21 protein-coding genes are annotated in these 21,971 nt (G+C 65.1%); 18 read left to right on the top strand and 3 right to left on the bottom strand.

What is annotated here, in order from left to right:
• Window positions 1–49: 49 nt before the first annotated feature.
• Both C7450_RS20305 and cls read left to right on the top strand, forming a co-directional pair.
• A complete protein-coding gene (locus C7450_RS20305) occupies window positions 50–649 on the top strand; it encodes a class I SAM-dependent methyltransferase (protein WP_110376261.1) in 600 nt (199 codons plus the stop codon).
• Window positions 650–829: 180 nt separating this feature from the next.
• A complete protein-coding gene (cls, locus tag C7450_RS20310; protein WP_110376262.1) occupies window positions 830–2,350 on the top strand; it encodes a cardiolipin synthase in 1,521 nt (506 codons plus the stop codon).
• Between the two features lie 75 nt (window positions 2,351–2,425).
• On the opposite strand, the gene parA is transcribed toward cls, so the two are convergent.
• Window positions 2,426–3,070 (bottom strand): ParA family partition ATPase, encoded by a 645-nt coding sequence (gene parA / locus C7450_RS20315; protein WP_110376384.1) that lies wholly within the window; start codon window positions 3,068–3,070, stop codon window positions 2,426–2,428.
• 215 nt (window positions 3,071–3,285) lie between these two features.
• On the opposite strand from parA, the gene purD reads away from it, so the two are divergent.
• The 4 genes from purD (at window position 3,286) to C7450_RS20335 (ending at window position 6,877) form a co-directional block, all read left to right on the top strand.
• The gene (gene purD, locus C7450_RS20320) at window positions 3,286–4,563 is read left to right on the top strand and encodes a phosphoribosylamine--glycine ligase (RefSeq protein ID WP_110376263.1); all 1,278 of its coding nucleotides are present in this window, start codon (window positions 3,286–3,288) and stop codon (window positions 4,561–4,563) included.
• Window positions 4,564–4,606: 43 nt separating this feature from the next.
• The gene (locus C7450_RS20325) at window positions 4,607–5,293 is read left to right on the top strand and encodes a GntR family transcriptional regulator (RefSeq protein ID WP_245449978.1); all 687 of its coding nucleotides are present in this window, start codon (window positions 4,607–4,609) and stop codon (window positions 5,291–5,293) included.
• A gap of 580 nt (window positions 5,294–5,873) precedes the next feature.
• A complete protein-coding gene (locus C7450_RS20330; RefSeq protein ID WP_110376385.1) occupies window positions 5,874–6,455 on the top strand; it encodes a biotin transporter BioY in 582 nt (193 codons plus the stop codon).
• Window positions 6,452–6,877, top strand: coding sequence for a DUF1284 domain-containing protein (locus tag C7450_RS20335; protein WP_110376265.1), 426 nt, complete (start codon window positions 6,452–6,454; stop codon window positions 6,875–6,877). The genes C7450_RS20330 and C7450_RS20335 overlap by 4 nt, the downstream gene beginning before the upstream one ends.
• Before the next feature lie 6 nt (window positions 6,878–6,883).
• On the opposite strand, the gene C7450_RS20340 is transcribed toward C7450_RS20335, so the two are convergent.
• On the bottom strand, window positions 6,884–7,504 hold the full coding sequence (locus tag C7450_RS20340; RefSeq protein WP_110376266.1) for a glutathione S-transferase family protein: 621 nt from the start codon (window positions 7,502–7,504) through the stop codon (window positions 6,884–6,886).
• A gap of 347 nt (window positions 7,505–7,851) precedes the next feature.
• Entirely contained in the window at window positions 7,852–9,438 is a 1,587-nt protein-coding gene (locus C7450_RS20345) for a peptide chain release factor 3 (RefSeq protein ID WP_110376267.1), read from the bottom strand.
• 482 nt (window positions 9,439–9,920) lie between these two features.
• On the opposite strand from C7450_RS20345, the gene C7450_RS20350 reads away from it, so the two are divergent.
• From C7450_RS20350 to C7450_RS20405, 12 genes are all read left to right on the top strand, one after another.
• Window positions 9,921–10,829: an alpha/beta fold hydrolase gene (locus C7450_RS20350; RefSeq protein ID WP_110376386.1), complete on the top strand. Its 909-nt coding sequence runs from the start codon at window positions 9,921–9,923 to the stop codon at window positions 10,827–10,829.
• The gene (locus C7450_RS20355) at window positions 10,826–11,284 is read left to right on the top strand and encodes a GNAT family N-acetyltransferase (RefSeq protein ID WP_110376268.1); all 459 of its coding nucleotides are present in this window, start codon (window positions 10,826–10,828) and stop codon (window positions 11,282–11,284) included. Before C7450_RS20350 ends, C7450_RS20355 begins: the two co-directional genes overlap by 4 nt.
• 130 nt (window positions 11,285–11,414) lie before the next feature.
• On the top strand, window positions 11,415–11,651 hold the full coding sequence (locus C7450_RS20360) for a hypothetical protein (RefSeq protein ID WP_110376269.1): 237 nt from the start codon (window positions 11,415–11,417) through the stop codon (window positions 11,649–11,651).
• Window positions 11,652–11,791: 140 nt separating this feature from the next.
• The gene (locus tag C7450_RS34675) at window positions 11,792–12,019 is read left to right on the top strand and encodes a type II toxin-antitoxin system death-on-curing family toxin (RefSeq protein ID WP_281064278.1); all 228 of its coding nucleotides are present in this window, start codon (window positions 11,792–11,794) and stop codon (window positions 12,017–12,019) included.
• 89 nt (window positions 12,020–12,108) lie between these two features.
• Window positions 12,109–13,620 carry a histidine--tRNA ligase gene (gene hisS / locus C7450_RS20370; RefSeq protein ID WP_110376270.1) on the top strand — a complete coding sequence of 504 codons (1,512 nt, stop codon included), beginning with the start codon at window positions 12,109–12,111 and terminating at the stop codon, window positions 13,618–13,620.
• A gap of 110 nt (window positions 13,621–13,730) precedes the next feature.
• Entirely contained in the window at window positions 13,731–14,879 is a 1,149-nt protein-coding gene (locus C7450_RS20375; RefSeq protein ID WP_110376271.1) for an ATP phosphoribosyltransferase regulatory subunit, read from the top strand.
• Window positions 14,876–15,850 (top strand): ATP phosphoribosyltransferase, encoded by a 975-nt coding sequence (gene hisG, locus C7450_RS20380; RefSeq protein WP_110376272.1) that lies wholly within the window; start codon window positions 14,876–14,878, stop codon window positions 15,848–15,850. Before C7450_RS20375 ends, hisG begins: the two co-directional genes overlap by 4 nt.
• Before the next feature lie 342 nt (window positions 15,851–16,192).
• Window positions 16,193–16,660 carry an META domain-containing protein gene (locus tag C7450_RS20385; RefSeq protein ID WP_110376273.1) on the top strand — a complete coding sequence of 156 codons (468 nt, stop codon included), beginning with the start codon at window positions 16,193–16,195 and terminating at the stop codon, window positions 16,658–16,660.
• A gap of 457 nt (window positions 16,661–17,117) precedes the next feature.
• Window positions 17,118–17,405, top strand: coding sequence for a co-chaperone GroES (groES, locus tag C7450_RS20395; RefSeq protein WP_110376275.1), 288 nt, complete (start codon window positions 17,118–17,120; stop codon window positions 17,403–17,405).
• Window positions 17,406–17,452: 47 nt separating this feature from the next.
• A complete protein-coding gene (gene groL / locus C7450_RS20400) occupies window positions 17,453–19,090 on the top strand; it encodes a chaperonin GroEL (protein WP_110376276.1) in 1,638 nt (545 codons plus the stop codon).
• Between the two features lie 290 nt (window positions 19,091–19,380).
• Window positions 19,381–19,689: a hypothetical protein gene (locus C7450_RS33625; protein WP_146227420.1), complete on the top strand. Its 309-nt coding sequence runs from the start codon at window positions 19,381–19,383 to the stop codon at window positions 19,687–19,689.
• 418 nt (window positions 19,690–20,107) lie between these two features.
• A complete protein-coding gene (locus C7450_RS20405) occupies window positions 20,108–21,895 on the top strand; it encodes an ABC transporter ATP-binding protein/permease (protein WP_245449982.1) in 1,788 nt (595 codons plus the stop codon).
• The last annotated feature ends 76 nt before the right edge of the window (window positions 21,896–21,971 follow it).

The raw sequence follows: 21,971 nt of genomic DNA on the forward strand, positions 1-21,971 counted from the left end.
CCCCTAGACGGGACAGCGATACGCACCTGCGAAAGGAAAGCGGACAGCGATCATGGCACAAGACAAGACGACGCTGAGTTTCTACGCGAACGAGGCGGCTGCCTATACTTCGCGGGGCGCGGAAGCGAACCGCCGACGCCTCGACGCGTTCCTGTCGCTGCTGCCGGCCGGCGCGACGATCCTCGAACTGGGATGTGGTGCTGGCCAGGACAGCGAATTCATGATCGCAAAGGGATTCAATGTGCGCCCCACCGATGGCACCCCGGAGATCGCCCGGGCGGCGGAGCGGCGCCTCGGCATTCCGGTCGCCACCTTGTTGTTCGGCGATCTGGACGAGGAAGGCACCTGTGACGGGATCTGGGCGAATGCCTGCCTGCTGCATGTCCCGAGAGCGGACCTGCCGCCCATTCTCGCAAAAATACATGCGGCCTTGAACAAAGGCGGCGTGCTCTACGCCAGTTTCAAGGCCGGAACGGCTGACGGCCGCGATCAATTCGACAGATACTACAATTACCCCTCAGAAGACTGGTTGCGGGATCTGTTCGCGCCCCTCCCCTGGATAAGCGTGGATATCGACGCCGAAAAGGGCGGCGGTTACGACATGAAGCCGACGGATTGGCTGCATGTGACGGCGGTCAAGCCCCGTTGATCCCCACGCTTGTGGGAGAAGCCCCATTTTGCGACTGCCCTGCCCGCGATCTTCACGTATGGATAAGCTGAAGAACGATCTCCTCGTGGTGCGACCCCGACATTCCGGAGCCTCCTGTCAGGCGGGCCTCACATGTCAAATTCGCTGCACGAAGAGGTGCTGAGATAGGACGTCCGCGATTTGACCTTCCTTGATCCTGCCAATCTCATTTGGCTGACGCACGGCGCGGTCATCGCCGGGATTTCCATCCACGTGATCATGAAGCGGCCGGCCACGGGCGTGGCGCTTGCCTGGCTGATCCTGATCGCGCTCCTGCCCTTCGTTGGCCCTCTTCTTTATTTCCTCATCGGCAATCGCCGCATCAGCGGCCGCCGTTCACGCGGTTTCCAGCACCTGCGCCAGGTCTATGAGAGCGACGCGGACCAGACCGACGGCGAAATCGCGCCGGAGATCGACTGGTCGGACCTCTCGCCGAGCGCCAACGGCATCCACCATCTCGGCCTCGTCACCGCCGGCAGCAGCCTCACGCGGGACAATGCCTTCGAACTCCTCTCCGGCACCGATGAGATCCTCCACAGGATCGCCCGGGATATCGACGGCGCGAAAACCAGCATCCTGATGGAGTTCTACATCTGGAACGCCGGCGGGAAGGCGGACGAGGTGCTGGCAGCGCTCATTCGCGCGGCAGAACGGGGCGTGAGCTGCCGCGTCCTCATCGATGCGCTGGGTGCGCGGCCCTGGTGGAAGACTGACCAGCCCAAGCGGCTGCGGGACGCCGGCGTCGAACTGCGCGAGGCACTGCCCGTCGGCCTCCTGCGCAGCGCCGTCGGCCGCACGGATCTCAGGCTTCACCGCAAGGTCGTCGTTGTCGACCAGGCTATTGCCTGGACAGGCAGCATGAATCTGGTCGATCCCGCCTTCTTCAAACAGGACGCGGGCGTCGGCGAATGGGTCGATGCCATGGTCCGCCTCGAGGGTGGCGTCGTCACCTCGCTCGCCGCGGTGATGATCGGTGACTGGTCCCTCGAGACCGGCGAGAAACCTCTTATTCTCACACCGCGGCCGCAGATGGTCCTCACCCCGGCGACAACGGCCGATGCGCTGGCCGGCACCGCCGGCGATGACGCGCCGACGCCGGAGAGCCAAGGGCCCGGGGCCGCGATGCAGGTCGTTGCCTCCGGCCCCGGCGAAACGGGCGACGGGCTCCTGTTGATGCTGATCGCGCTTGTGAGCGCCGCCACCTCCGAACTCGTCCTGACCACGCCTTATTTCGTGCCCGACGAGTCGCTGCTACGCGCCCTGCGCGCAGCCTCCGGCCGCGGCGTCAAGGTTTCGCTCATCCTGCCCGAGAAGGTCGACTCTCTGCTGAGCCGATACGCCAGCCGATCCTACTACGACGAACTCCTCGAGATGGGCGTGAATGTCTATCTTTACAGAGGCGGACTGCTGCACACCAAGTCGATTACCGCAGACGGCGCGCTCGCCATGTTCGGCACGGTCAATCTCGACATGCGCAGCCTGTGGCTCAACTATGAAGTCGCGCTGTTCGTCTATGATCAAGATTTCGCGAGGACATTGCGCCGTCTGCAGGAAACCTACATTTCGGATTCCGTGCTGCTCGCCCGGGGCAGCTGGTCCGCGCGGCCTTTCCTGGAGCGTTTCATCGAGAATGTGCTGCGCCTGTCCGGTCCCCTCCTGTAACTCTCGGTCACAGCGGCACGCGTCATGATCAGGCGCACCACGCTGCTCATCCTCATCCCACGCGCGCCCGCCTGATCAGCCAGCGTTCAGCCTCCGCTGGATTTCATCAGTCAACGCGGTGATTTCCTGCGCCCCTTTGCCGGAGGGTTCGGTCTCCTGCACGCTGAGACCGCGGCCAATACTCGCGGCAAAGGCCACCCGGTTGCCGAGGCTGGTCGCCGCCGTATCCCTGCCGAGCGCCTGGATCGCCTCGATCATCTCACCCGTGAGGCCGGCGCGCTGCACGACCCGGTTGAGGACGATGAGCGAGGGCGTGCCCTCGCGGGCGATGTTCTGCAAGGTAGGATCGGTCGCCCAGAGATCGATCTGGGTGGGCTGCACGGGCACGACCACCAGGTTCGCCGCCTCGATCGCCGAGCGTGACTCGGTGTCGGACTTCGGCGGCGTATCGACGATGACGATGTCATGGTTGCGGGCGAGACCGTGGGCCTCGCGCCTGGCGCCCCAGCCACTGGCGGTCCCGAAGCTGATGTCGATGGTTTCGGGCCCGAAATGTGCCTCGCGGCGCTCGAACCACTGGCCGAGGCTGCCCTGCGGGTCGACATCGAGGATGGCGACGCCATGACCAAGCCGGGCAAAGGCGACGGCCAGATGGGCCGCCAGCGTCGTTTTGCCGGAACCGCCCTTCTGCTGGGCCAGCGTAATGATTCGGCCATCCATCGCCATTCACCCTTTCGGGTTGCAAGGGTTGCATCGCCCTTGCCAGTCCCGCAACGGAAATGTGAACCTGAGGCCGTATCGGCCTGATGACGGCGGTCTCAGCCTTGTCGCTGCCGCCCTGACGGGTTAGACCGCGAGGATCGGCATGCGGCACGGCGAAGACCGGCCCGCCATCGCACCGGCTCTGGCACACGATCATCGAAGAGATCCTTGGGATGAACATACTCCTCATCGGCTCCGGCGGGCGCGAGCACGCCCTCGCATGGAAGATCTCGGCGAGCCCCCTGTGCGATACGCTGTTCACCGCGCCCGGCAATCCCGGCACGGCCCAATGCGGCGAGAATGTCGCTCTCGATACGACGGATCACGCGGCGGTCATCGCCTTCTGCCGCGACCATGCCATCGACCTCGTCGTCGTGGGGCCCGAGGCGCCGCTCGTCGCCGGGCTGGTCGATGATCTGACCGCCGCCGGCATCAAGGCGTTCGGGCCGACCAAAGCCGCTGCCCAGCTCGAGGGGTCCAAGGCCTTCACCAAGGAGCTCTGCGTCGAGGCCGGCATTCCGACCGCCGCCTTCGCGCGGTTCACGGACGAGGCCGCAGCCCGCGCCTATGTCGCCGTGCGCGGCGCGCCTATCGTCATCAAGGCCGACGGCCTCGCCGCCGGCAAGGGCGTCGTCGTGGCCATGAGCCTGGCCGAGGCCAACGAGGCGCTCGCCATGATGTTCGCCGGCGGGCTCGGCGAGGCCGGCGCCGAAGTCGTCATCGAGGAATGCCTCGTCGGCGAGGAGGCGAGCTTCTTCGCGCTCTCCGACGGCACCCATGTGGTGGCGCTGGCCTCGGCCCAGGACCACAAGCGCGCCTTCGACGGCGACGAGGGCCCCAACACGGGCGGCATGGGCGCCTATTCCCCGGCCCCGGTCCTCACGCCGGCGCTGGAAGCCGCGGTGATGGAGCGTATCATCCGCCCGACCGTCGCTGCGATGAAGGCACGCGGGACGCCTTACAAGGGCGTGCTCTATGCCGGACTGATGCTGACCGCGGATGGCCCCAAGCTGATCGAATACAACGCCCGCTTCGGCGACCCGGAATGCCAGGTGCTGATGCCGCGCATGAAGACCGACCTCGTGGCCGCGCTCCTTGCCACGGTGGACGAGGAACTCGGCAGCTTCGACGTGCGCTGGTGGGACGATGCCGCGCTCACCGTGGTGATGGCGACGAAGGGCTATCCCGGCGCCTACGCGCGCGGCAGCGAGATCGGCGGCATCGAAGCGGCCGACGCCATCGAGAACGTCATCGTCTTCCACGCCGGCACCCGGCAGGACGGGCCGCGCTATCTGGCGAATGGCGGTCGCGTTCTGAACGTCACGGGCCTTGGCCCGTCGATCGCCGACGCCCGGCGCCGGGCCTATGAGGCCGTGGCTGCGATCGACTGGCCGGAAGGCTTCTGCCGCGGCGACATCGGCTGGCGCGCGGTGGGGCTGGAGAAGAAATGAGGACATCGGTTTTCTGACGCATCGTCCTTGCGGGGAAAAGACCGTGGCGCGCAGTGTGGCAACCAAGTCTGAGGCACCGGACGACACCATCGCCACGCGGATCAGCCGGATCCTCGCGGACCGGATCGTCTCCGGCACCATCGAGCCTGGCGCACGTCTGCGGCAAGATCACATCGCCGCGGAATTCGGCACCAGCCATGTGCCCGTGCGTGAGGCCTTCCGGCGGCTCGAAGCCCAGGGGCTTGCCATCAGCGAGCCACGCCGCGGCGTCCGTGTCGCCTCCTTCACGCTGGAGGAGGTCAAGGAGGTCGCGGAGATGCGCGCCGCGCTGGAGGGCCTCGCCCTGCGCCATGCCGCGCCGCATCTGACGGCGGCCATTCTCGAGGCGGCCGAGGCTGCGACAAAGGCCGGGGATCTCTCCCGCGACGTCCGCTCCTGGGAAGAGGCCAACCGGCGCTTCCACCGGCTGATCCTGACCCCCTGCGGCATGCCCCGCCTGCTGGCGGCGATCGACGACCTGCATGCGGCCAGCGCCCGCTTCCTTTTCGCAAGCTGGCAGACGCAGTGGGAAACCCGCACGGACCACGACCACCGGGCCATCCTCGCGGCCCTCCGCCAGGGCGATGTCGATACCGCCTGCGCATTGCTGGCGCGCCACGTGCGGTGGATCGGCCAGCGCCCCATCGACGGCCCGGCTGGCCAGAAGCGCAAGGCCTTCGTGGTCGGCTGACACGCCGGAATCCCGGATCCGAAATTCGCGCCGGCCTTGCCGAAGGTCGCGGTCATTCCGGGGCTTCGTGTCAGCGAAGAACCCGGAATCCATGAACACGGCGTCGGACAAAAAAGACGCGTCGGACCGGTACGCTATCAGTCTGCGGTGGTGTTCATGGATTCCGGGCTCGGGCCTTTCGGCCCGCCCCGGAATGACGACGGAGGTCCCGGTCGCTTCACCCCGACACCTGCCCACAGGCACTAGGCTCAATCGACATTCGAGAATTGCCGCAAGAGTTACATTGTCATCACCGGGCTTGTCCCGGTGATCCCGACAGGAATGGCGCCTCGATACATCGGGATGGCCGGGACAAGCCCGGCCATGACAGCTGAAAGCGCTGAATGTCGATTGGTCCTAGGCTTCTTCGGTGCGCCCGGTCAGGAGAATGCCGCCCATTCAAATTATCTATAATTTTTACAGCCGCGGCGTCAGGCAGCGCCTTCTCGCGCATAGTGCCGCGACCTGCTTGCGCGGGGCGACCTTTTGTGGACTTATTCATAGATCGAATCATCATTTTATCTATAATCTGGAGGATCGCATGACAGATTTGACCGCTTCCGGCTCGCCGTCGCCGCTGTTGCTGCAAGGCCGTTCGCGTCCCGTTCAGCTCGCGGCCGTCGCGCTGGGCACCCTTTTTCTCGCCATCTCATCGCAGATCGCGGTGCCGATGGTTCCCGTACCCGTCACCATGCAGACATTTGCGGTCACCCTTGTCGGCGCCATCTTCGGCTGGCGCATGGGCGCCCTCACCGTGCTCGCCTGGCTCGCGGAAGCCATGATCGGCCTGCCGGTCCTGGCGGGCGGCGCAAGCGGCATCGCACCGTTCGTGGGGCCGACGGCCGGCTATCTCCTGGCCTTCCCCTTGATGGCCGCGGGCGTTGGCGTCTGTGCCGAGCGCGGATGGCTGGCGCGCCACTGGGTGTTGGCATTCGCGGCGATGCTCGCCGCCAATCTCTTCGCTCTGGTGCTGGGCACCGCATGGCTCGCGGGGATACTGGGCCTCAAAAAGGCGATCGCCGTCGGCGCGACACCCTTTCTCATCGGCGCGGTGCTGAAATCGGCGCTGGCGGCGGCGCTCGTCACGGCCGGGGGCCATTTCGTCAGGGCCCGTCGGGGGTGACTGTCCGGCTGCGCCCGCACCATCTCCTGTGCATGCTGACCTATGCCGGCCGCGGTTATTCCGCGGCCTTCACCGCCCATTTCGACGCGCTCATCGCGCGGCTCGGATCGGAAGACATCCTCATTGTCGCCGGTCCCGACGACATCTGCGCGCCGCTCATGGGCGGCCCGGAGGCCGGCGATGCGCATTGCCGGGCCCCGCATATCGAGGCCCGCGACAGTGCGGCGGCGCGCGCCGTCGCATCCGTGCTGCAACGCCCGGTCTGCACGGGCGCGCGTCTGACGATCAGCCGGAGTGAACGGGACCGCCTGAGGGCAGCCTTCAAGGCCGGAACATCGCGCGCCGCCTGTGCGGGCTGCAGTTGGGCGAACCTCTGTGGCGCAATCGCCGGTGCCGATTTCGCCGGCACCCGGTTGCTGTGAGGGGCGTCAGGTCAGGGGGATTGCCACGATCTCGCGGAAGGCCGGCCGCTCGTTCAGCCGCGTGAACCAGGCCGCGAGATGCGGCAGCTCCGGGCGCTCGATCGGCACGCCAAGCCAGCCATAGGCATGCGGCCCAAGGGCGATATCGGCAACACCGAAGGTCGCTCCCGAGAGATAGGGCTGTTTGGCCAGAGCCGCGTCGAGGATCGTGAACAGCTTGGCACAGCCGGCGAGCCCGCGCTCAAGCTCCGCGTTGTCCCGCTCCGCAGGGGAGCGCCGCACGAGATTCCAGAGGACGCAACGGAACGGCTCGATCAGTCCGCCCAGCGTCCAGTCCATCCATTTTTCCATGGACGCGCGCCCGGCCGGATCGGCCGGATAAAGCGTGCCGTCGCCGTAGCGCGCCGCGAGATAGCGCACGATCGTGTGCGATTCCCACAGGATGAGGTCCCCGTCCTTCAAGGTCGGGACGAGGCCGTTCGGGTTCATCGCGCGATAGTCTGGATCATCGACGACGCCAAAGGCACCGCCCGCATCGATGCGCTCGAAGGCGAGGTCGAGCTCCCGCGCGCACCACAGGGCCTTCTTGACATTGGTGGAATTGGCCCGTCCCCAGATCGTCAGCATTGTCCGCGACTCCTTCATGCCTGGCGCGGCAGTGAAGAGTGCCGGCGCCGGAAGGTCAAGGCTGCCGTCTGGATGACATGGACGACGCGGAGCGAAAACCGGAGTTGTCATTTCCCCGCGCGGAGCGCGAGAACCACCGTGTCATCCTCGGCGGCGCGAAGCGCCGGGAAGAGGATCCATGAACGCTGTCGCTCTTCGCAATGTCCGCCGGTGTTCTTGGATTCCCTTCCCGCGGGCTTACGCCCGCGCCGGGAATGACACCACCGCTCCTCGCTCTGCGCGCCGAGGGCATGACACGCGGAATTGCTCGCTAGACCCGAAGGAGCGCATAGCCCGGCCCGGTCGCCTCACGCCGCCTTGGCGCTCTTCTGGTAATCCTTCACGTCGGTGAAGGTGATGTCCTTCCAGCGGTCCTGCTCGTATTTCAGCGAGAAGGCGTTGGCGGCGAGGAAGACCGGATCGCCGTCGAGATCATTGGCAATCGAGGAGCCATGGGCGTTGAGGAAACGCTCATGCTCCACCTTGTCCTTCGCCTCGATCCAGCGGCAGATGGAGAAGCGCGTCTGCTCATAGTCGATCGGCAGACCATATTCGGCCTGGAGCCGGTCCTTCAGCACGTCGAGCTGGAGCGCACCGACCACGCCGACGATGGCGCCGGAGCCGTCATGCGGCAGGAAGAGCTGCACGACCCCCTCCTCCGCCATCTGCTGCAGGGCCTCGCGCAGCTTCTTGGCCTTCATCGCATCGTTGAGCTTGATACGGCGCAGGATTTCCGGCGCGAAGCTCGGCACGCCGCGGAAGACGATGTCCTCGCCCTCGGTCAGCGTATCGCCGATCCTGAGCGTGCCGTGGTTCGGCAGCCCGACCACGTCGCCGGCGAAGGCTTCGTCGACGATGCCGCGTTCACGGGCGAAGAAGAACTGCGGTGCGGAGACGGTGATCGGCTTGCCCGTGCGGACGAGCTTCGCCTTCATGCCGCGCGCCAGCTTGCCCGAGCACACGCGGATGAAGGCGATGCGATCGCGGTGGTTCGGGTCCATATTCGCCTGGATCTTGAAGACGAATCCCGTCATGCGCGGCTCGCTCGCCGCGACCGTCCGCTGGTCCGCCTCCTGGTCGCGCGGGGCCGGCGCCATCTCGGCGATGGCGTCGATCAGGTCGCGCACACCGAAGTTGCGGAGCGCGCTGCCGAAGAACACCGGCGTGAGATGCCCTTCCCGGAAGGCGTCGAGGTCGAACGGCTTGCAGGCCTCCAGCGCGAGCCCCGCCTCCTCGCGCCATGCGTCGATCTCATGGGCGGGGAGCAGCGTGTCGATCAGCGGATCGTCGGGGCCGGAGACCGGCGTCGGCTCTTCCTCGACATCGATGCGCCGCAACAGCTTGTGACGCAGGTCGATGGTGCCGGCGAAGCTGCGGCCGGAGCCGACGGGCCAGGTGACGGGTGCGGTGTCGAGGGCCAGCGTCTGCTCGATCTCGTCGAGAAGCTCGAAGGGGTCGCGCGTCTCACGGTCCATCTTGTTGATGAAGGTGATGATCGGGATGTCGCGCAGGCGGCAGACCTCAAACAGCTTCTTGGTGCGCGCCTCGATGCCCTTGGCCGCGTCGATCACCATGATCGCGGAATCGACGGCGCTCAGCGTGCGGTAGGTGTCTTCCGAGAAGTCCTCGTGGCCGGGCGTGTCGAGCAGGTTGAAGACCCGGTCGGCATATTCGAAGGTCATCACCGAGGTGACGACCGAGATGCCGCGCTGGCGCTCGATGGCCATCCAGTCCGAGCGCGTCTGGGTGCCGCTGCGCTTGGCGCGCACCTCGCCCGCCATCTGGATGGCGCCGCCGAACATCAAGAGCTTTTCCGTGAGCGTCGTCTTGCCCGCGTCCGGATGCGAGATGATGGCAAAGGTGCGCCGGCGCGCCACCGGGGACGTCTCAGTCATGACTTTATCTATGATCTTGGCAAAGAGAGCCGCCGCGCGGCATTGTCGAGAGGCGTAGGGCCTCGGGGCCCAGAGATCAAGTCAAGAGATCGAGCCAAGACATCAGGCGAAGACATCAGGCGCTTCCAATCGCCGCCACGCCGAAACCGCGCCGGGTTCGGTCCGCAGGCTGAAGCGACGTCCGGCGCTTCTCATGGAATCATAGCTTGGGAACCTCCGTGTCATCCCGGAAACGGCGAAGCCGTTGTCCGGGATCCATGAACACCGCCGCTCCAAGGAAAAGACGCCTTGCATAGAGGCTGACGGCCATTTCATGGACAGTAGCGGTTATGGATCCCGGGCCCTCGCTTACGCTCATCCCGGGATGAGCGTAAGCGAGGGCCCGGGATGACCGCGCGTTATCTGTCAAAGTCGATCCGACCTTGCGGGAACCGGGACGGAGTTGCATGAATTTCGACGTGAGGCATTTCAAGGACCCCCCCATGGCCGATCTCGCTGATCTCTTTCCCGGCTTCCAATCCCACTGGATCGACGTGGAGATGGGCCGCATCTTCGCCCGGAGCGGTGGCTCCGGCCCGCCGCTCATGCTGCTGCATGGCTTCCCGCAGACCCATGTCTGCTGGCATCGCGTGGCGCCACGGCTCGCCGAACATTTCACCGTCGTCGCCATGGATCTGCGCGGCTACGGCTGGTCGACGGCGCCTGACAGCGACCCGGCCCACGCGGCTTATTCCAAACGCGCCATGGGGGAGGATGTCGTTGCCGTGATGAGCGCGCTGGGCCATGCGCGGTTCGCGCTGATGGGCCATGATCGCGGGGCGAGGGTGGGCTATCGGCTGGCGCTCGATGATCCCGGGCGCCTGACTGCGCTCGCCCTTCTCGATATCGTCCCGACCATGGTGCAATGGCAGCGCATCGCCAGGGACGCGAGCGTCGCGCCGCACTGGCGCTTTCTGGCAGAGCCCGCGCCTCGCCCGGAGACCGAGATCCTGAAAAACCCGCAGCGCTATTTCGATGGCCTGCTTGCGGCCTGGTCGGGCAGCGGCGACCTCTCCGCCTTCGATCCGCGTGCACTGGCCCATTATCGCGCCGCCAGCAACGAGCCGAACCGCATCCATGCCTTCTGCGAGGACTATCGCGCCGGCGCGGGCGCCGACCGCGAACAGGACGAGGCGGATCTTGACGCCGGAAAGACGATCGCCTGCCCGAGTTTTCTCGTCTGCGGCGAAAGCTATCTCTCCGGCGGGGCGGGGCCGGCGCTGACCGCATGGCACAGGACATTTGCGCCCGATATGACGGGGACGGCCGTGGAGGCGGGCCATTTCGTCGCGGAAGAAGCGCCCGAGGCCGTGCTCGACGCCGTCATTCCGTTCCTCTCGGGTGCCCGATGACATCCATTCGTGACGCGACAACCGACGATCTCCGGACGATCATTCAACTGCTGGCGGACGACCAGCTCGGCAAGGCCCGCGAGATCCTGCCGGACGACGCCGTTCCCGCCGGCTATCTCGCCGCCTTCGAGGCCATCACGCGTGATCCCAACAACCGCCTGATCGTCATGGAGGACGAAGGCCGCGTGGTCGGCTGCTGCCAGCTCACCTTCATTCCCGGGCTGAGTTATCGCGGATCGACGCGGGGCCAGATCGAGGGCGTGCGCATTGCCGAGAGCCACCGCAACAAGGGGTTGGGCTGCGAACTCATCGCCTATGCGATCAACGCCTGCCGCGCCAAGGGCTGCCGCTTCGTGCAACTCACCAGCAACGCTGTGCGCACCGACGCCCGCCGGTTCTATGAGTGCCTCGGCTTCGTCGCGAGCCATGTCGGCATGAAGCTTGATCTGGGTTGATCTCTGGACTGGCCTCCCGGTGTCATCACGGGTCAGGCGCGCGGGATCGAGGCGGGAATCCATGAACGGCCACGGCCACTTATTGGGATGCAACGCGTTGTGCTATGATGGCTCCTGACAGGAGAAGATCATGAGTATCACCCGCCGCGCGACCATCACGATCGAGGTCGATGCCGACCTGCTCGATGAGCTGCGTGCATCAGTCGGCGACGACCGCCAAGTCGGGGATCTCCTGGAGAAAGCCGTCGAAGAGTTGGCATCATCATTCGCGCGCTCACCAAAGATGGCCTCGCGTGAAAGCGTGGTTGAGGCCTATGAACAGAGTGTGAAGCAGTATGGCACGCTCTACGAACGCCTCGCGAAATGACACGCTACATATCGCTGGAGCTTGCGATCGATCTACACGACCGGCAATTGGAACAGTTTGGGGGTGCACCGGGAATTCGCGACAAGGGAGTGCTCGAAGCGGCGTTGGCGCGACCGTTGCACGGCTATTAATCCGATCTTGTGGAGGAAGCGGCGGCTCTTTGGGAAAGCATGGCGCAGAACCATCCCTTCATCGATGGGAACAAGCGAGCTGCTTTCGCAGTCATGCACGTCTTCCTTCTGCTCAACGGCCTCAAGCTCACCGCAAGCTCTGACGACACCTACGCCTTCATCATCGGCCTCTATGAGGCCAAGGCTTTCAGGTATGACGCCCTCCTCGCGTGGCTGAAAGCCAACACCTCATCCTGACGCTGCGGGGATGACAGCGGGGCCTGCCTGCGCTAGGACGCTGGGCAACGCGGCCAATCGCGTATCCGATTTTATGACGGCGCCATTCCATGTCAGACCAAGCCAAAGCTCAGAAGCTCCTCGCACGCCTGCCGCGCGGCCTCAGTGACCGCGGCCCTGCCGATGTGGCGGCGACCGAGCATATGCTCGCCAAAATCCGCGAGACCTATGAGCTCTACGGCTTCGAGGCGGTGGAAACGCCCTTCATCGAATTCACGGATGCGCTCGGCAAGTTCCTGCCCGACCAGGACCGCCCGAATGAAGGCGTGTTCTCCTTCCAGGACGATGACGAGCAGTGGCTCTCGCTGCGCTATGACCTGACAGCGCCGCTCGCCCGCTATGTCGCGGAGAATTTCGACGCCCTGCCGAAGCCCTACCGCAGCTATCGCGGCGGCTGGGTGTTCCGCAACGAGAAGCCCGGCCCCGGCCGCTTCCGCCAGTTCATGCAGTTCGATGCCGACACCGTCGGCGCGGCCTCGGTCGCGGCCGATGCCGAGATCTGCATGATGGCGGCCGATACACTGGAGCGCGTCGGCATCAGCCGCGGCGACTATGTCATCAAGGTCAACAACCGCAAGGTGCTCGACGGGGTGCTGGAAGCCATCGGCCTCGGCGGCGACGACAACGCCAGCCGCCGCCTGATCGTGCTGCGCGCCATCGACAAGCTCGACAAGGTCGGACCGGACGGTGTGCGTGATCTCCTCGGCAAAGGCCGCATGGATCCCTCCGGCGATTTCACCAAAGGGGCAGGCCTTGCTCCGGACGCGATCGAGCGCGTCCTCGCCTTCACGGCGGCGGGCGGCGACAACGCCCTTGCCACCACAGCCAATCTCGATGCCGTCGTGGCCGGCAGCGACCGTGGCGCCGAGGGCGTCGCCGAATTGCGCGAGATTGCCAGCCTGATCACCGCCGCCGGCTATGACGACGGGCGGATCGTCATCGATCCCTCCGTCGTACGCGGTCTCGAATACTACACCGGTCCCGTCTATGAGGCGGATCTGACCTTCACCGTCCAGAACGACGAGGGCCAGACGGTGCGCTTCGGCTCGGTGGCTGGCGGTGGGCGCTATGACGGCCTCGTCTCACGCTTCCGCGGCGAGCCCGTGCCCGCGACCGGCATCGCCATCGGCGTGTCGCGGCTTCTCGCCGCGCTCAAGGCCGTGGGCAGCCCGCTGGTATCGGCGGCGACGAGCCGCGGCCCCGTGGTCGTCCTGGTGATGGACCGTTCCGAGATCGGCCACTATCAGACGCTGGTGGCGACCCTGCGCCAGGCCGGCATCCGCGCCGAGCTCTATCTCGGCTCGTCGGGCATGAAGGCGCAGATGAAATATGCCGATCGGCGCGGCAGCCAGTGCGTGGTCATCCAGGGTTCGGATGAACGCGCCAAGGGCGAGGTGACGATCAAGGATCTCGTGCTCGGCGCCGAGCTGGCAGGTCTCGGAAAGGACGGCGCCGGCAAGGACCGCGAGGACTACCTCGCCCGCCAGGCCGAGGCGCAGTTCGCCGTGCCGGAGGGCGAAGTCGTGGCAGCCGTGACGAAGGTGCTCGCCCGCCACGGCTGACGTGTGGATGAGCCTTTTCGCGTCGCGCGCCAGTCGCCATTCACCCTTCCGGCAGAATTGGGTCGCGCATGACAGGCGCGCTTGCTAAAGACGCCTGCAATGTAAGGTGAATGGGTTTCGTCATGCTTGAACTCGATCAGGCGAATGCGCTTGGTGCGCTGTTCGCACGGGCCGGCTACAGCCGGGTCGAGCCGGCTGTGTTGCAGCCGGTCGATGTCTTCCTCGATCTCTCGGGCGAAGATATCCGCCGGCATATGTTCGTCACCCAGGATGCCACGGGTCGCGAGCTCTGCCTGCGCCCGGACTACACGATCCCCGTCAGCCGGGATTATCTCGCCTCGGCTGAGGCGGGGCAGCAGGCTGCCTTCAGCTATCTCGGCCCTGTCTTCCGGCTGCGCGCGGGCACCTCGGGCGAGTTCCCGCAGGCCGGCGTCGAATCCTTCGGCCGTGGCGATCAGGAAGCCGCCGATGCGGAAATCGTGGCGCTCGCCCTTGAGGCGCTGGCTTCTCTCGGCATCACCCAACCTGTCATCCGCATGGGTGACGTCGGACTTTTGACGGCGCTCCTCGACAAGCTCGATCTCGCACCGCCGGTGCGCCGACGCGTGCTGCGCGCCGTCGTCCAGGGCCGGCTCGACGGCGTGCTCGACGGCGGCGACATCAACGGCCGCAACGGCCAGGACCATGCGGGCCTCCTCGCGGCCATCGAGGGACAGGACCCGCAGGCCGCCCGCGCCTTCGTCGAGGACGTGATGGCGATCGCCGGCGTGACCAGCGTCGGCGGGCGTTCTGCAGGCGAGATCGCCGAGCGCTTCCTGGCGCGCGCCTCGAGCCGCCACGCCCGCATCGACGATGGGATCCGTGACATCCTGACGCGCTACCTCGCCATTTCCGGCGATCCCGACACGGCGATCGGCGAGATCCGCTCCCTCACCCGTGATGCCGGCCTTAATCTCGATGCCACGCTCGACCAGTGCGAGGCGCGTACCGGCTTCATGGCGGCGCGCGGCCTCGATGTCGGCAGCTTCGTCTTCGCCGCCGACTTCGCCCGGAACCTGGATTACTACACCGGCCTCATCTTCGAGGCACATGACCCGAGCCGACCGGAGACGAAGCCCATCGTCGGCGGCGGTCGTTATGACGGCTTGCTCAGCCATCTCGGAGCCCGCGCGCCGATCCCTGCCGTCGGCTTCGCCATCTGGCTCGATCGCCTCAACGGCGATGCATCTCGATCCACCAGCGCGGGAGACCGGCCATGACGGCGCCGCTCGTTCTGGCCGTACCCTCCAAGGGCCGGCTGCAGGAGAATACCGCGCGGTTCTTCGCCCAGGCGGGCCTCGACTTCGTGCAGCCGCGCGGGGCGCGCAACTACCGCGCCTTGATTTCCGGTGTGCCGAACGCGGAGGTGGTCTTCCTGTCGGCGGCCGAGATCGTGACGCAGCTCGCGGCCGGCACGGCCCATCTCGGCGTCACGGGCGAGGATCTCATCCGCGAGGAAATCGCGGACGCCGATTCCGTGGTGGAACTGCTCACCCCGCTCGGCTTCGGCCAGGCCAATGTGGTCGTCGCCGTGCCGCAGGCCTGGATCGACGTGCGCAGCATGGCCGACCTTGACGACGTGGCGGCAGACCTGCGCCACCGCCACGGCCGGCGCCTCAGGGTCGCCACCAAATACATCAACCTGACCCGGCGCTTCTTCGCCGCGCATGGCATCGCCGACTACCGCATCGTGGAGAGCTTCGGCGCCACCGAGGGCGCGCCGGCGTCGGGCACGGCCGAACTCATCGTCGATATCACCACGACGGGGACGACGCTGGCCGCCAATGCGCTGAAGATCGTGGACGATGGCGTCATCCTGCGGTCGGAGGCGAACCTGGTCGCTTCGGTGACGGCCGAATGGGGCCCGGAGGCGCAAGCTGCTGCGCGGACCATTCTGTCGCGCATTGCCGCCGAGGAAGAGGCCCGGACGTCGCGACAACTGCGGGCGTTGCTGCCGGACTTCGACGAGGCGCTGCGGGTCGAGATCGAGGGGCGCCTCGGCTGCCGCCTGCCCTTCGGCGGACCGGACGAGCGGGGGCTCCTGACGATCCATGCGCCGGCCAAGAATGTCTTCGCCGTCGTCGATCTCCTGTCCGCCAATGGCGCTGATCCCGTCACCGTGCAGCGCGTGGACGCGGTTTTCCGGGCCGCCAACGCCCTGTCCGACCGCCTGTTCGCGCGCATCGGCTGAGGATACCGCGCTCACGGACTTGTTTCCGCGCATCGCCGACGCATGCCATGCCTTCGCCACGGAGGCGTTGCATTGATCGCGACCTGCGCCCTTTGGCATTGCGACGCGGGTGATTTCCCTCTGGCGAAGGGTGCTGGATAGGGTTAACAAGGCAAGAGGGAAGGTGAGGCGTGACAACCAGGAGTTTCACCAGTGGCGTGCGGCCGGCGGACGGTGCCCCATGCCATGCCGAAACTACGAAAGTGATCATTTCCAATGGGATAGGGTTTCAGGCCTCCGGAAACCGCCTTTCCCTTCGCGGTATCATGCTCTAAGGTCCGCAGAGATCGGTTGGAAGAACCCATGAAATTTCGTTACGCCTTGCTAGCCCTCTGCCTTGTCTCCGTTGTGCCGGCCCATGCCCAACAGGGTAGCTCCCGCGGTGGAACGCCCCCCCAGGAGGCGCAGCAGAAGCAGCAGCCCCGACGCGAGAAGCAATTTCCCCTTGGTGCATCCTGGGTGGCCGTCAGCCTGAACGACAAGCCCCTGCCGCGCGGTGCCCAGCGTCCTTCCTTCACGGTCGACCAGACCCTGCGCATGCGCGGTTTCGGTGGTTGCAACACATTCTCGGCCACCGCCTATCCCCTGCGCGGCCAGACCTTCGCCGTTGGGCCCTTCGCCCTCACGAAGCGTTCGTGCGGCAAGGACATCGAGGCGACTGAACGGGCGTTCTTCATCGCCTTGCGGACCGCCCAGCGCTGGGACATCGTCGGCGGGCAGCTCGTGCTGCAGGGGCAGGCAGGCGTGGTGAAGGCCGATCGGTCGCTCTGAGGCCTTGCCCTTCCGCCGGTCACGTCTCTGAATAGTGGGCGTCCAGCCATTCCCGCCCGCCTCCTTGTGCCTTCGATCGGATGGCATGGAACAGTGTCCGGGTGACGCGTGACGGGACAGAGCAAGCTTGTCTTTGGCGGATTTGCCCCACTTAAAAAATTGATGAGAAAATTCAGTAACCTGGGTTGATCTTATGCGTGCGCGACGGGCCGCGGCGATTGCGCCGGAACGCGCTCGCCCAGCAGAGCTGGTCGATTATCCCGCGTTCGCAAAACCTTGTCGTCACCTCCCCTGCGTTCCCCTCGATTTTCGCGCATCTGACGGTGTTCGTGCTTCTTGACACCCGCGAGGGGCGTGCTTATGTCGGTAGCGCGTTGGCACTCGCCTCCCATGAGTGCTAACAAACTCAACAATCTCAGCCCGCATCAGTAGTGGGTCTGCCGAGAGGAATAGATTCATGGCTTTCCGTCCCCTGCACGACCGCGTGGTCGTTCGCCGTCTCGATGGTGAGGAGAAGACCAAGGGCGGCATCATCATTCCGGACACCGCGAAGGAAAAGCCGCAAGAAGGCGAAATCGTCGCCGTCGGCCCGGGCGCCCGCGACGAAGCCGGCAAGCTGGTTGCGCTTGATGTCAAGAAGGGCGATCGCGTCCTCTTCGGCAAGTGGAGCGGCACCGAAGTCAAGATCGATGGCCAGGATCTCCTGATCATGAAGGAATCCGACATCATGGGCGTTGTCGGCTGAGCAGCCGGACGATCACCCTTTCATAAAATTCAATCAGGAGTAGTCTCATGGCTGCCAAGGACGTCAAATTCGGTACCGATGCACGCGACAGGATGCTGCGCGGCGTCGAAGTGCTCTCCAACGCCGTCAAGGTCACGCTCGGCCCCAAGGGCCGCAATGTCGTGATCGAGAAGTCGTTCGGTGCCCCCCGCATCACCAAGGACGGCGTGACCGTCGCCAAGGAAATCGAGCTCGCCGACAAGTTTGAGAACATGGGCGCCCAGATGGTGCGCGAAGTGGCCTCGAAGCAGAACGACGCCGCCGGTGACGGCACCACCACCGCGACCGTGCTCGCCGCTGCCATCGTCCGCGAGGGCGCCAAGGCCGTCGCCGCGGGCATGAACCCGATGGATCTGAAGCGCGGTATCGACCTCGCCGTCGAGGCGATCGTCACCGACCTCAAGAAGAACTCCAAGAAGGTCACGTCCAACGACGAGATCGCCCAGGTCGGCACGATCTCGGCCAACGGCGACGCGTCGGTCGGCAAGATGATCTCGACCGCGATGCAGAAGGTCGGCAATGAGGGTGTCATCACCGTCGAGGAAGCCAAGACGGCTGAGACCGAACTCGACGTCGTCGAGGGCATGCAGTTCGACCGCGGCTATCTCTCTCCGTATTTCATCACCAATGCGGAAAAGATGATCGCCGAGCTCGAGGACCCCTATATCCTCATCCATGAGAAGAAGCTCTCGTCGCTGCAGGCCATGCTGCCGGTTCTCGAAGCCGTCGTGCAGTCCGGCAAGCCGCTCGTCATCATCGCCGAGGACGTCGAGGGCGAGGCCCTTGCCACGCTCGTCGTCAACAAGCTGCGTGGCGGCCTGAAGGTCGCGGCCGTCAAGGCTCCGGGCTTCGGCGACCGCCGCAAGGCCATGCTCGAGGACATCGCCGTCCTCACCGCCGGCCAGGTCATCTCCGAAGACCTCGGCATCAAGCTCGAGAACGTGACCCTTCAGATGCTCGGCCGCGCCAAGCGCATCCGCATCGAGAAGGAAAACACCACGATCATCGACGGGACCGGCAAGAAGAAGGACATCGAGGCCCGCATCGGCCAGATCAAGGCGCAGATCGCCGAGACGACGTCCGACTATGACCGTGAGAAGCTCCAGGAGCGTCTGGCCAAGCTCGGCGGCGGCGTCGCGGTCATCCGCGTCGGCGGCGCGACCGAGGTCGAGGTCAAGGAGAAGAAGGATCGCGTTGACGATGCCCTGAACGCCACCCGCGCTGCGGTGGAAGAAGGCATTCTCCCCGGCGGTGGCGTCGCGCTGCTGCGCGCGCTCTCCTCGGTCAAGGCGATCAAGACCCAGAACGACGACCAGAAGACCGGTGTCGAGATCGTCCGCAAGGCGATCGCCGCCCCGGCCAAGCAGATCGTCGACAACGCCGGCGATGACGGCGCGGTCGTGATCGGCAAGCTTCTGGAAGCGAAGGACTACGCCTACGGCTACAACGCCCAGACCGGCGAGTACGGCGATCTGGTCAAGGCCGGCATCATCGACCCGACCAAGGTCGTGCGCACGGCGATCCAGGACGCGGCTTCGGTCGCCGGCCTGCTGATCACCACCGAGGCAATGGTCGCCGAGCTGCCGAAGAAGGAGGCCCCGATGCCTCCGATGGGCGGCGGCGGCATGGGCGGCATGGACTTCTAAGTCCTGCACCTCTCATCATCCGGTGGCCGGACAGGGAAACCTGTCCGATCCGGACGAGAAACATTCAGAAAGCGCGGCTCCGGCCGCGCTTTTTTTATGGTCGCACCTGCGGGCATGACCATCGCGACCAACTCCCCAAACCGCTACAACCATCGTACAAGGCATCCGTATGCACACAATGAACCGGAAATAATTCCAATATACAAATAGTGACACTTTCCGTGCGGAAGCCGCGATGCGTTCATTCCTAGATGATACTATCTCCACCTTACTGAAGAAGGAGATAGTCATTGCGTTTATTTGAAAAACTCGGCAGAAAAATTGACAATTTCGCCACGAAGATTGACACGAAGATTCACAAGAATGTCGATAAATTCATCGAGAGCCACGCGCACCATGGCTCCGAGCCGGCGCATAGCGTCTCGAAACGCAGCGTGGACTCCGAAGAGGTCGGGACGCCGCCCACGCCCAGCGCCCCAACTCCTATGAGGGAAAGCCACTTCGGCCAGCACATATTCGACAGCCCGAGCATATTCGGCGGCCAGAGCATACTCATCGGCCACATTGCCGAACCGGACCATCAGGCAATCGGCTTCTGATTCACGAAGTGACATATCGGGCGCCCGGACGATCGACAGCCCGACGCACAGAAGACAGCGCAGTGCCAGCCTGGCCCTCTTGATGCAGCCAGGCGGCCATGCGAGCGGGCCATCACCGACCGCCTCGATCAGCGCGTCCTGGCGCCCGCCCCCTCACAGACGGCCCCTTGGCCGGCCCTTTGCATGAAAAATCCGTAAAGCGCCCGTAACCAGAGCGAGAACAGCGCCGTCGCACATTGTCGCTTCCCGATCTTCGCGCTAGCTATGGCGTGGGTCGGGTTGCGACACCGGCATGGCAACAGGCATGACCGTTGGCGCGATTTGGGCAGTTCTAAGTTCGGCATCGCGCAGCCGCGCCAAACACGGGGATATCGGCCATGCGTTCTGATGCATGGCCGGCACAGGCATGATCGACGGATTGAAAAACTTCCTTATCGCCATCTGGCACCTGACGAAGCCCTATTTCAACTCCCGCAATATCGGCGAGATCAGGGTCTGGCCCTTCGGCACCTTCCGCGCGCAGGAGCGCTGGATCGGCCTGTTCATGCTCACGACCGTCGTCGTGCTGGCCTTAGGCGGCGTCGCGCTGAACGTCGTCTTGTCCTATTGGAACAATAATTTCTACAACGCCCTGCAAGCCAAGGACGAGGGAACGTTCTGGAGCCTGCTGGGGCTGTTCTGCATCCTTGCGACGGTCTGGATCACGCGGGCCGTCATCGCCTATGTCGTGCGCTCCTATCTCGTCATCCGCTGGCGGCGCGTGATGACCGACATCTATCTCGATCGCTGGATGAGCCATCACGCGCATTACCGCATGCGGTTCCTGGGGCAGAAGGCGGACAACCCGGACCAGCGCATTCAGGAGGACATCGACCAGTTCGTCACCACGACGCTGACGCTGTTCCTCGGGCTCCTGACGTCGGTCGTCAGCCTGTTTTCCTTCGCCTTCATCCTGTGGAATCTCTCCTCCAAGATGACCTTGCCCTTCACGGACATCACGATCCCCGGCTTCCTGTTCTGGGTGGCGTTGATCTATTCGGTGGCCGGCACGATCGGCGCGCATTATTTCGGCCGGAAACTGATCCATCTCAACTTCATGCAGCAGCGTTACGAGGCCGACTTCCGCTTCGGCATGGCGCGCGTGCGCGAATACGGCGAGCAGATCGCCCTGATGGAGGGCGACCAGGCCGAGCGCAGCCGGCTCGGCCGGATGTTCAGCTTCGTGGTCCAGAACTTCCTGAAGCTCGTGGGGGTACAGAAGATCCTCACCGCCTTCACATCGGGCTATGGGCAGGCCGCCGTGGTCTTCCCCTTCCTCCTGACTGCCCATAATTACTTCTCCGGCCGCGTGACCTTCGGCGATCTCATGCAGACCAACCAGGCATTCGGCCAGGTGCAGGACGCCCTCTCCTTCTTCGTCGATGCCTATTCCACGGTGGCCACCTACAAGGCGATCGTCGATCGTCTCACCGGCTTCGACGAGACGATGCAGCGGGCCGCGGCCGTTGGCGCCGACACCCATATGCTCAACCGCCATGAAGCCGCGACCGGCGAGATCAATGTCGATGACGCGACCCTTGCGACGCCCACCGGCGAGACCATCCTCACCGTGCCGCATCTGGCGCTTGAGGCTGGACACGATACGCTGATCGCCGGCCCGTCGGGCTCGGGCAAATCCACGCTCTTCCGGGCGATCGCCGGCATCTGGCCCTATGCGGAAGGCACGCTGACGGTACCGGCCGGCAAAAGCCTCATGCTCCTGCCGCAGCAGCCCTATATTCCGCTCGGCACCCTGCGCGAGGCCGTCACCTACCCCGCGCAGGAAGGAGCTTATGATGACGCGGCCATCCGCGATGCGCTCACTGCGGTTGAGCTGTCGCATCTCATTCCGCGTCTCGACGAGGCGCATCCCTGGCAGCAGCGGTTGTCAGGCGGCGAGCAGCAGCGCATCGCCATAGCCCGTGCGCTTCTTGCCCGGCCTGACTGGCTGCTCTTGGACGAGGCCACCGCAGCGCTCGACGAAAAGCTGGAGCAAACAGTCTACAAGGTCATCGCCGACAAACTGCCGAATACGACCGTGGTGTCGATAGGCCACCGCTCCACATTGAACGCCCTGCATGACCGGAGGATCCTCATGGAACGTCAGGAGGACGGACTTTTCAGCCCGGTGCCGACGGGACGGCCGGTGAGCGCGACGCCAGCCTGACCAACCAGGAGGAAACGGCGCGCGTTTGGATGGCATTCATCACATACGCGCCCTCTTCCGCCATTCACGAGGCGCG

Origin of the sequence: Chelatococcus asaccharovorans, from assembly GCF_003201475.1 — a bacterium.
GTDB lineage: Bacteria > Pseudomonadota > Alphaproteobacteria > Rhizobiales > Beijerinckiaceae > Chelatococcus > Chelatococcus asaccharovorans.

Bases quoted from the DNA above. Each gene is read 5' to 3' on its own strand.
- C7450_RS20340 (WP_110376266.1), bottom strand. From the start codon at position 7,504: ATGCTGACGATCTGGGGACGGGCCAATTCCACCAATGTCAAGAAGGCC.
- groES (WP_110376275.1), top strand. From the start codon at position 17,118: ATGGCTTTCCGTCCCCTGCACGACCGCGTGGTCGTTCGCCGTCTCGAT.
- C7450_RS20360 (WP_110376269.1), top strand. From the start codon at position 11,415: ATGAGTATCACCCGCCGCGCGACCATCACGATCGAGGTCGATGCCGAC.
- C7450_RS20355 (WP_110376268.1), top strand. From the start codon at position 10,826: ATGACATCCATTCGTGACGCGACAACCGACGATCTCCGGACGATCATT.
- C7450_RS20385 (WP_110376273.1), top strand. From the start codon at position 16,193: ATGAAATTTCGTTACGCCTTGCTAGCCCTCTGCCTTGTCTCCGTTGTG.
- C7450_RS20350 (WP_110376386.1), top strand. From the start codon at position 9,921: ATGGCCGATCTCGCTGATCTCTTTCCCGGCTTCCAATCCCACTGGATC.
- C7450_RS20345 (WP_110376267.1), bottom strand. From the start codon at position 9,438: ATGACTGAGACGTCCCCGGTGGCGCGCCGGCGCACCTTTGCCATCATC.
- parA (WP_110376384.1), bottom strand. From the start codon at position 3,070: ATGGATGGCCGAATCATTACGCTGGCCCAGCAGAAGGGCGGTTCCGGC.
- hisG (WP_110376272.1), top strand. From the start codon at position 14,876: ATGACGGCGCCGCTCGTTCTGGCCGTACCCTCCAAGGGCCGGCTGCAG.
- C7450_RS20375 (WP_110376271.1), top strand. From the start codon at position 13,731: ATGGGTTTCGTCATGCTTGAACTCGATCAGGCGAATGCGCTTGGTGCG.
- purD (WP_110376263.1), top strand. From the start codon at position 3,286: ATGAACATACTCCTCATCGGCTCCGGCGGGCGCGAGCACGCCCTCGCA.
- C7450_RS20330 (WP_110376385.1), top strand. From the start codon at position 5,874: ATGACAGATTTGACCGCTTCCGGCTCGCCGTCGCCGCTGTTGCTGCAA.
- hisS (WP_110376270.1), top strand. From the start codon at position 12,109: ATGTCAGACCAAGCCAAAGCTCAGAAGCTCCTCGCACGCCTGCCGCGC.
- groL (WP_110376276.1), top strand. From the start codon at position 17,453: ATGGCTGCCAAGGACGTCAAATTCGGTACCGATGCACGCGACAGGATG.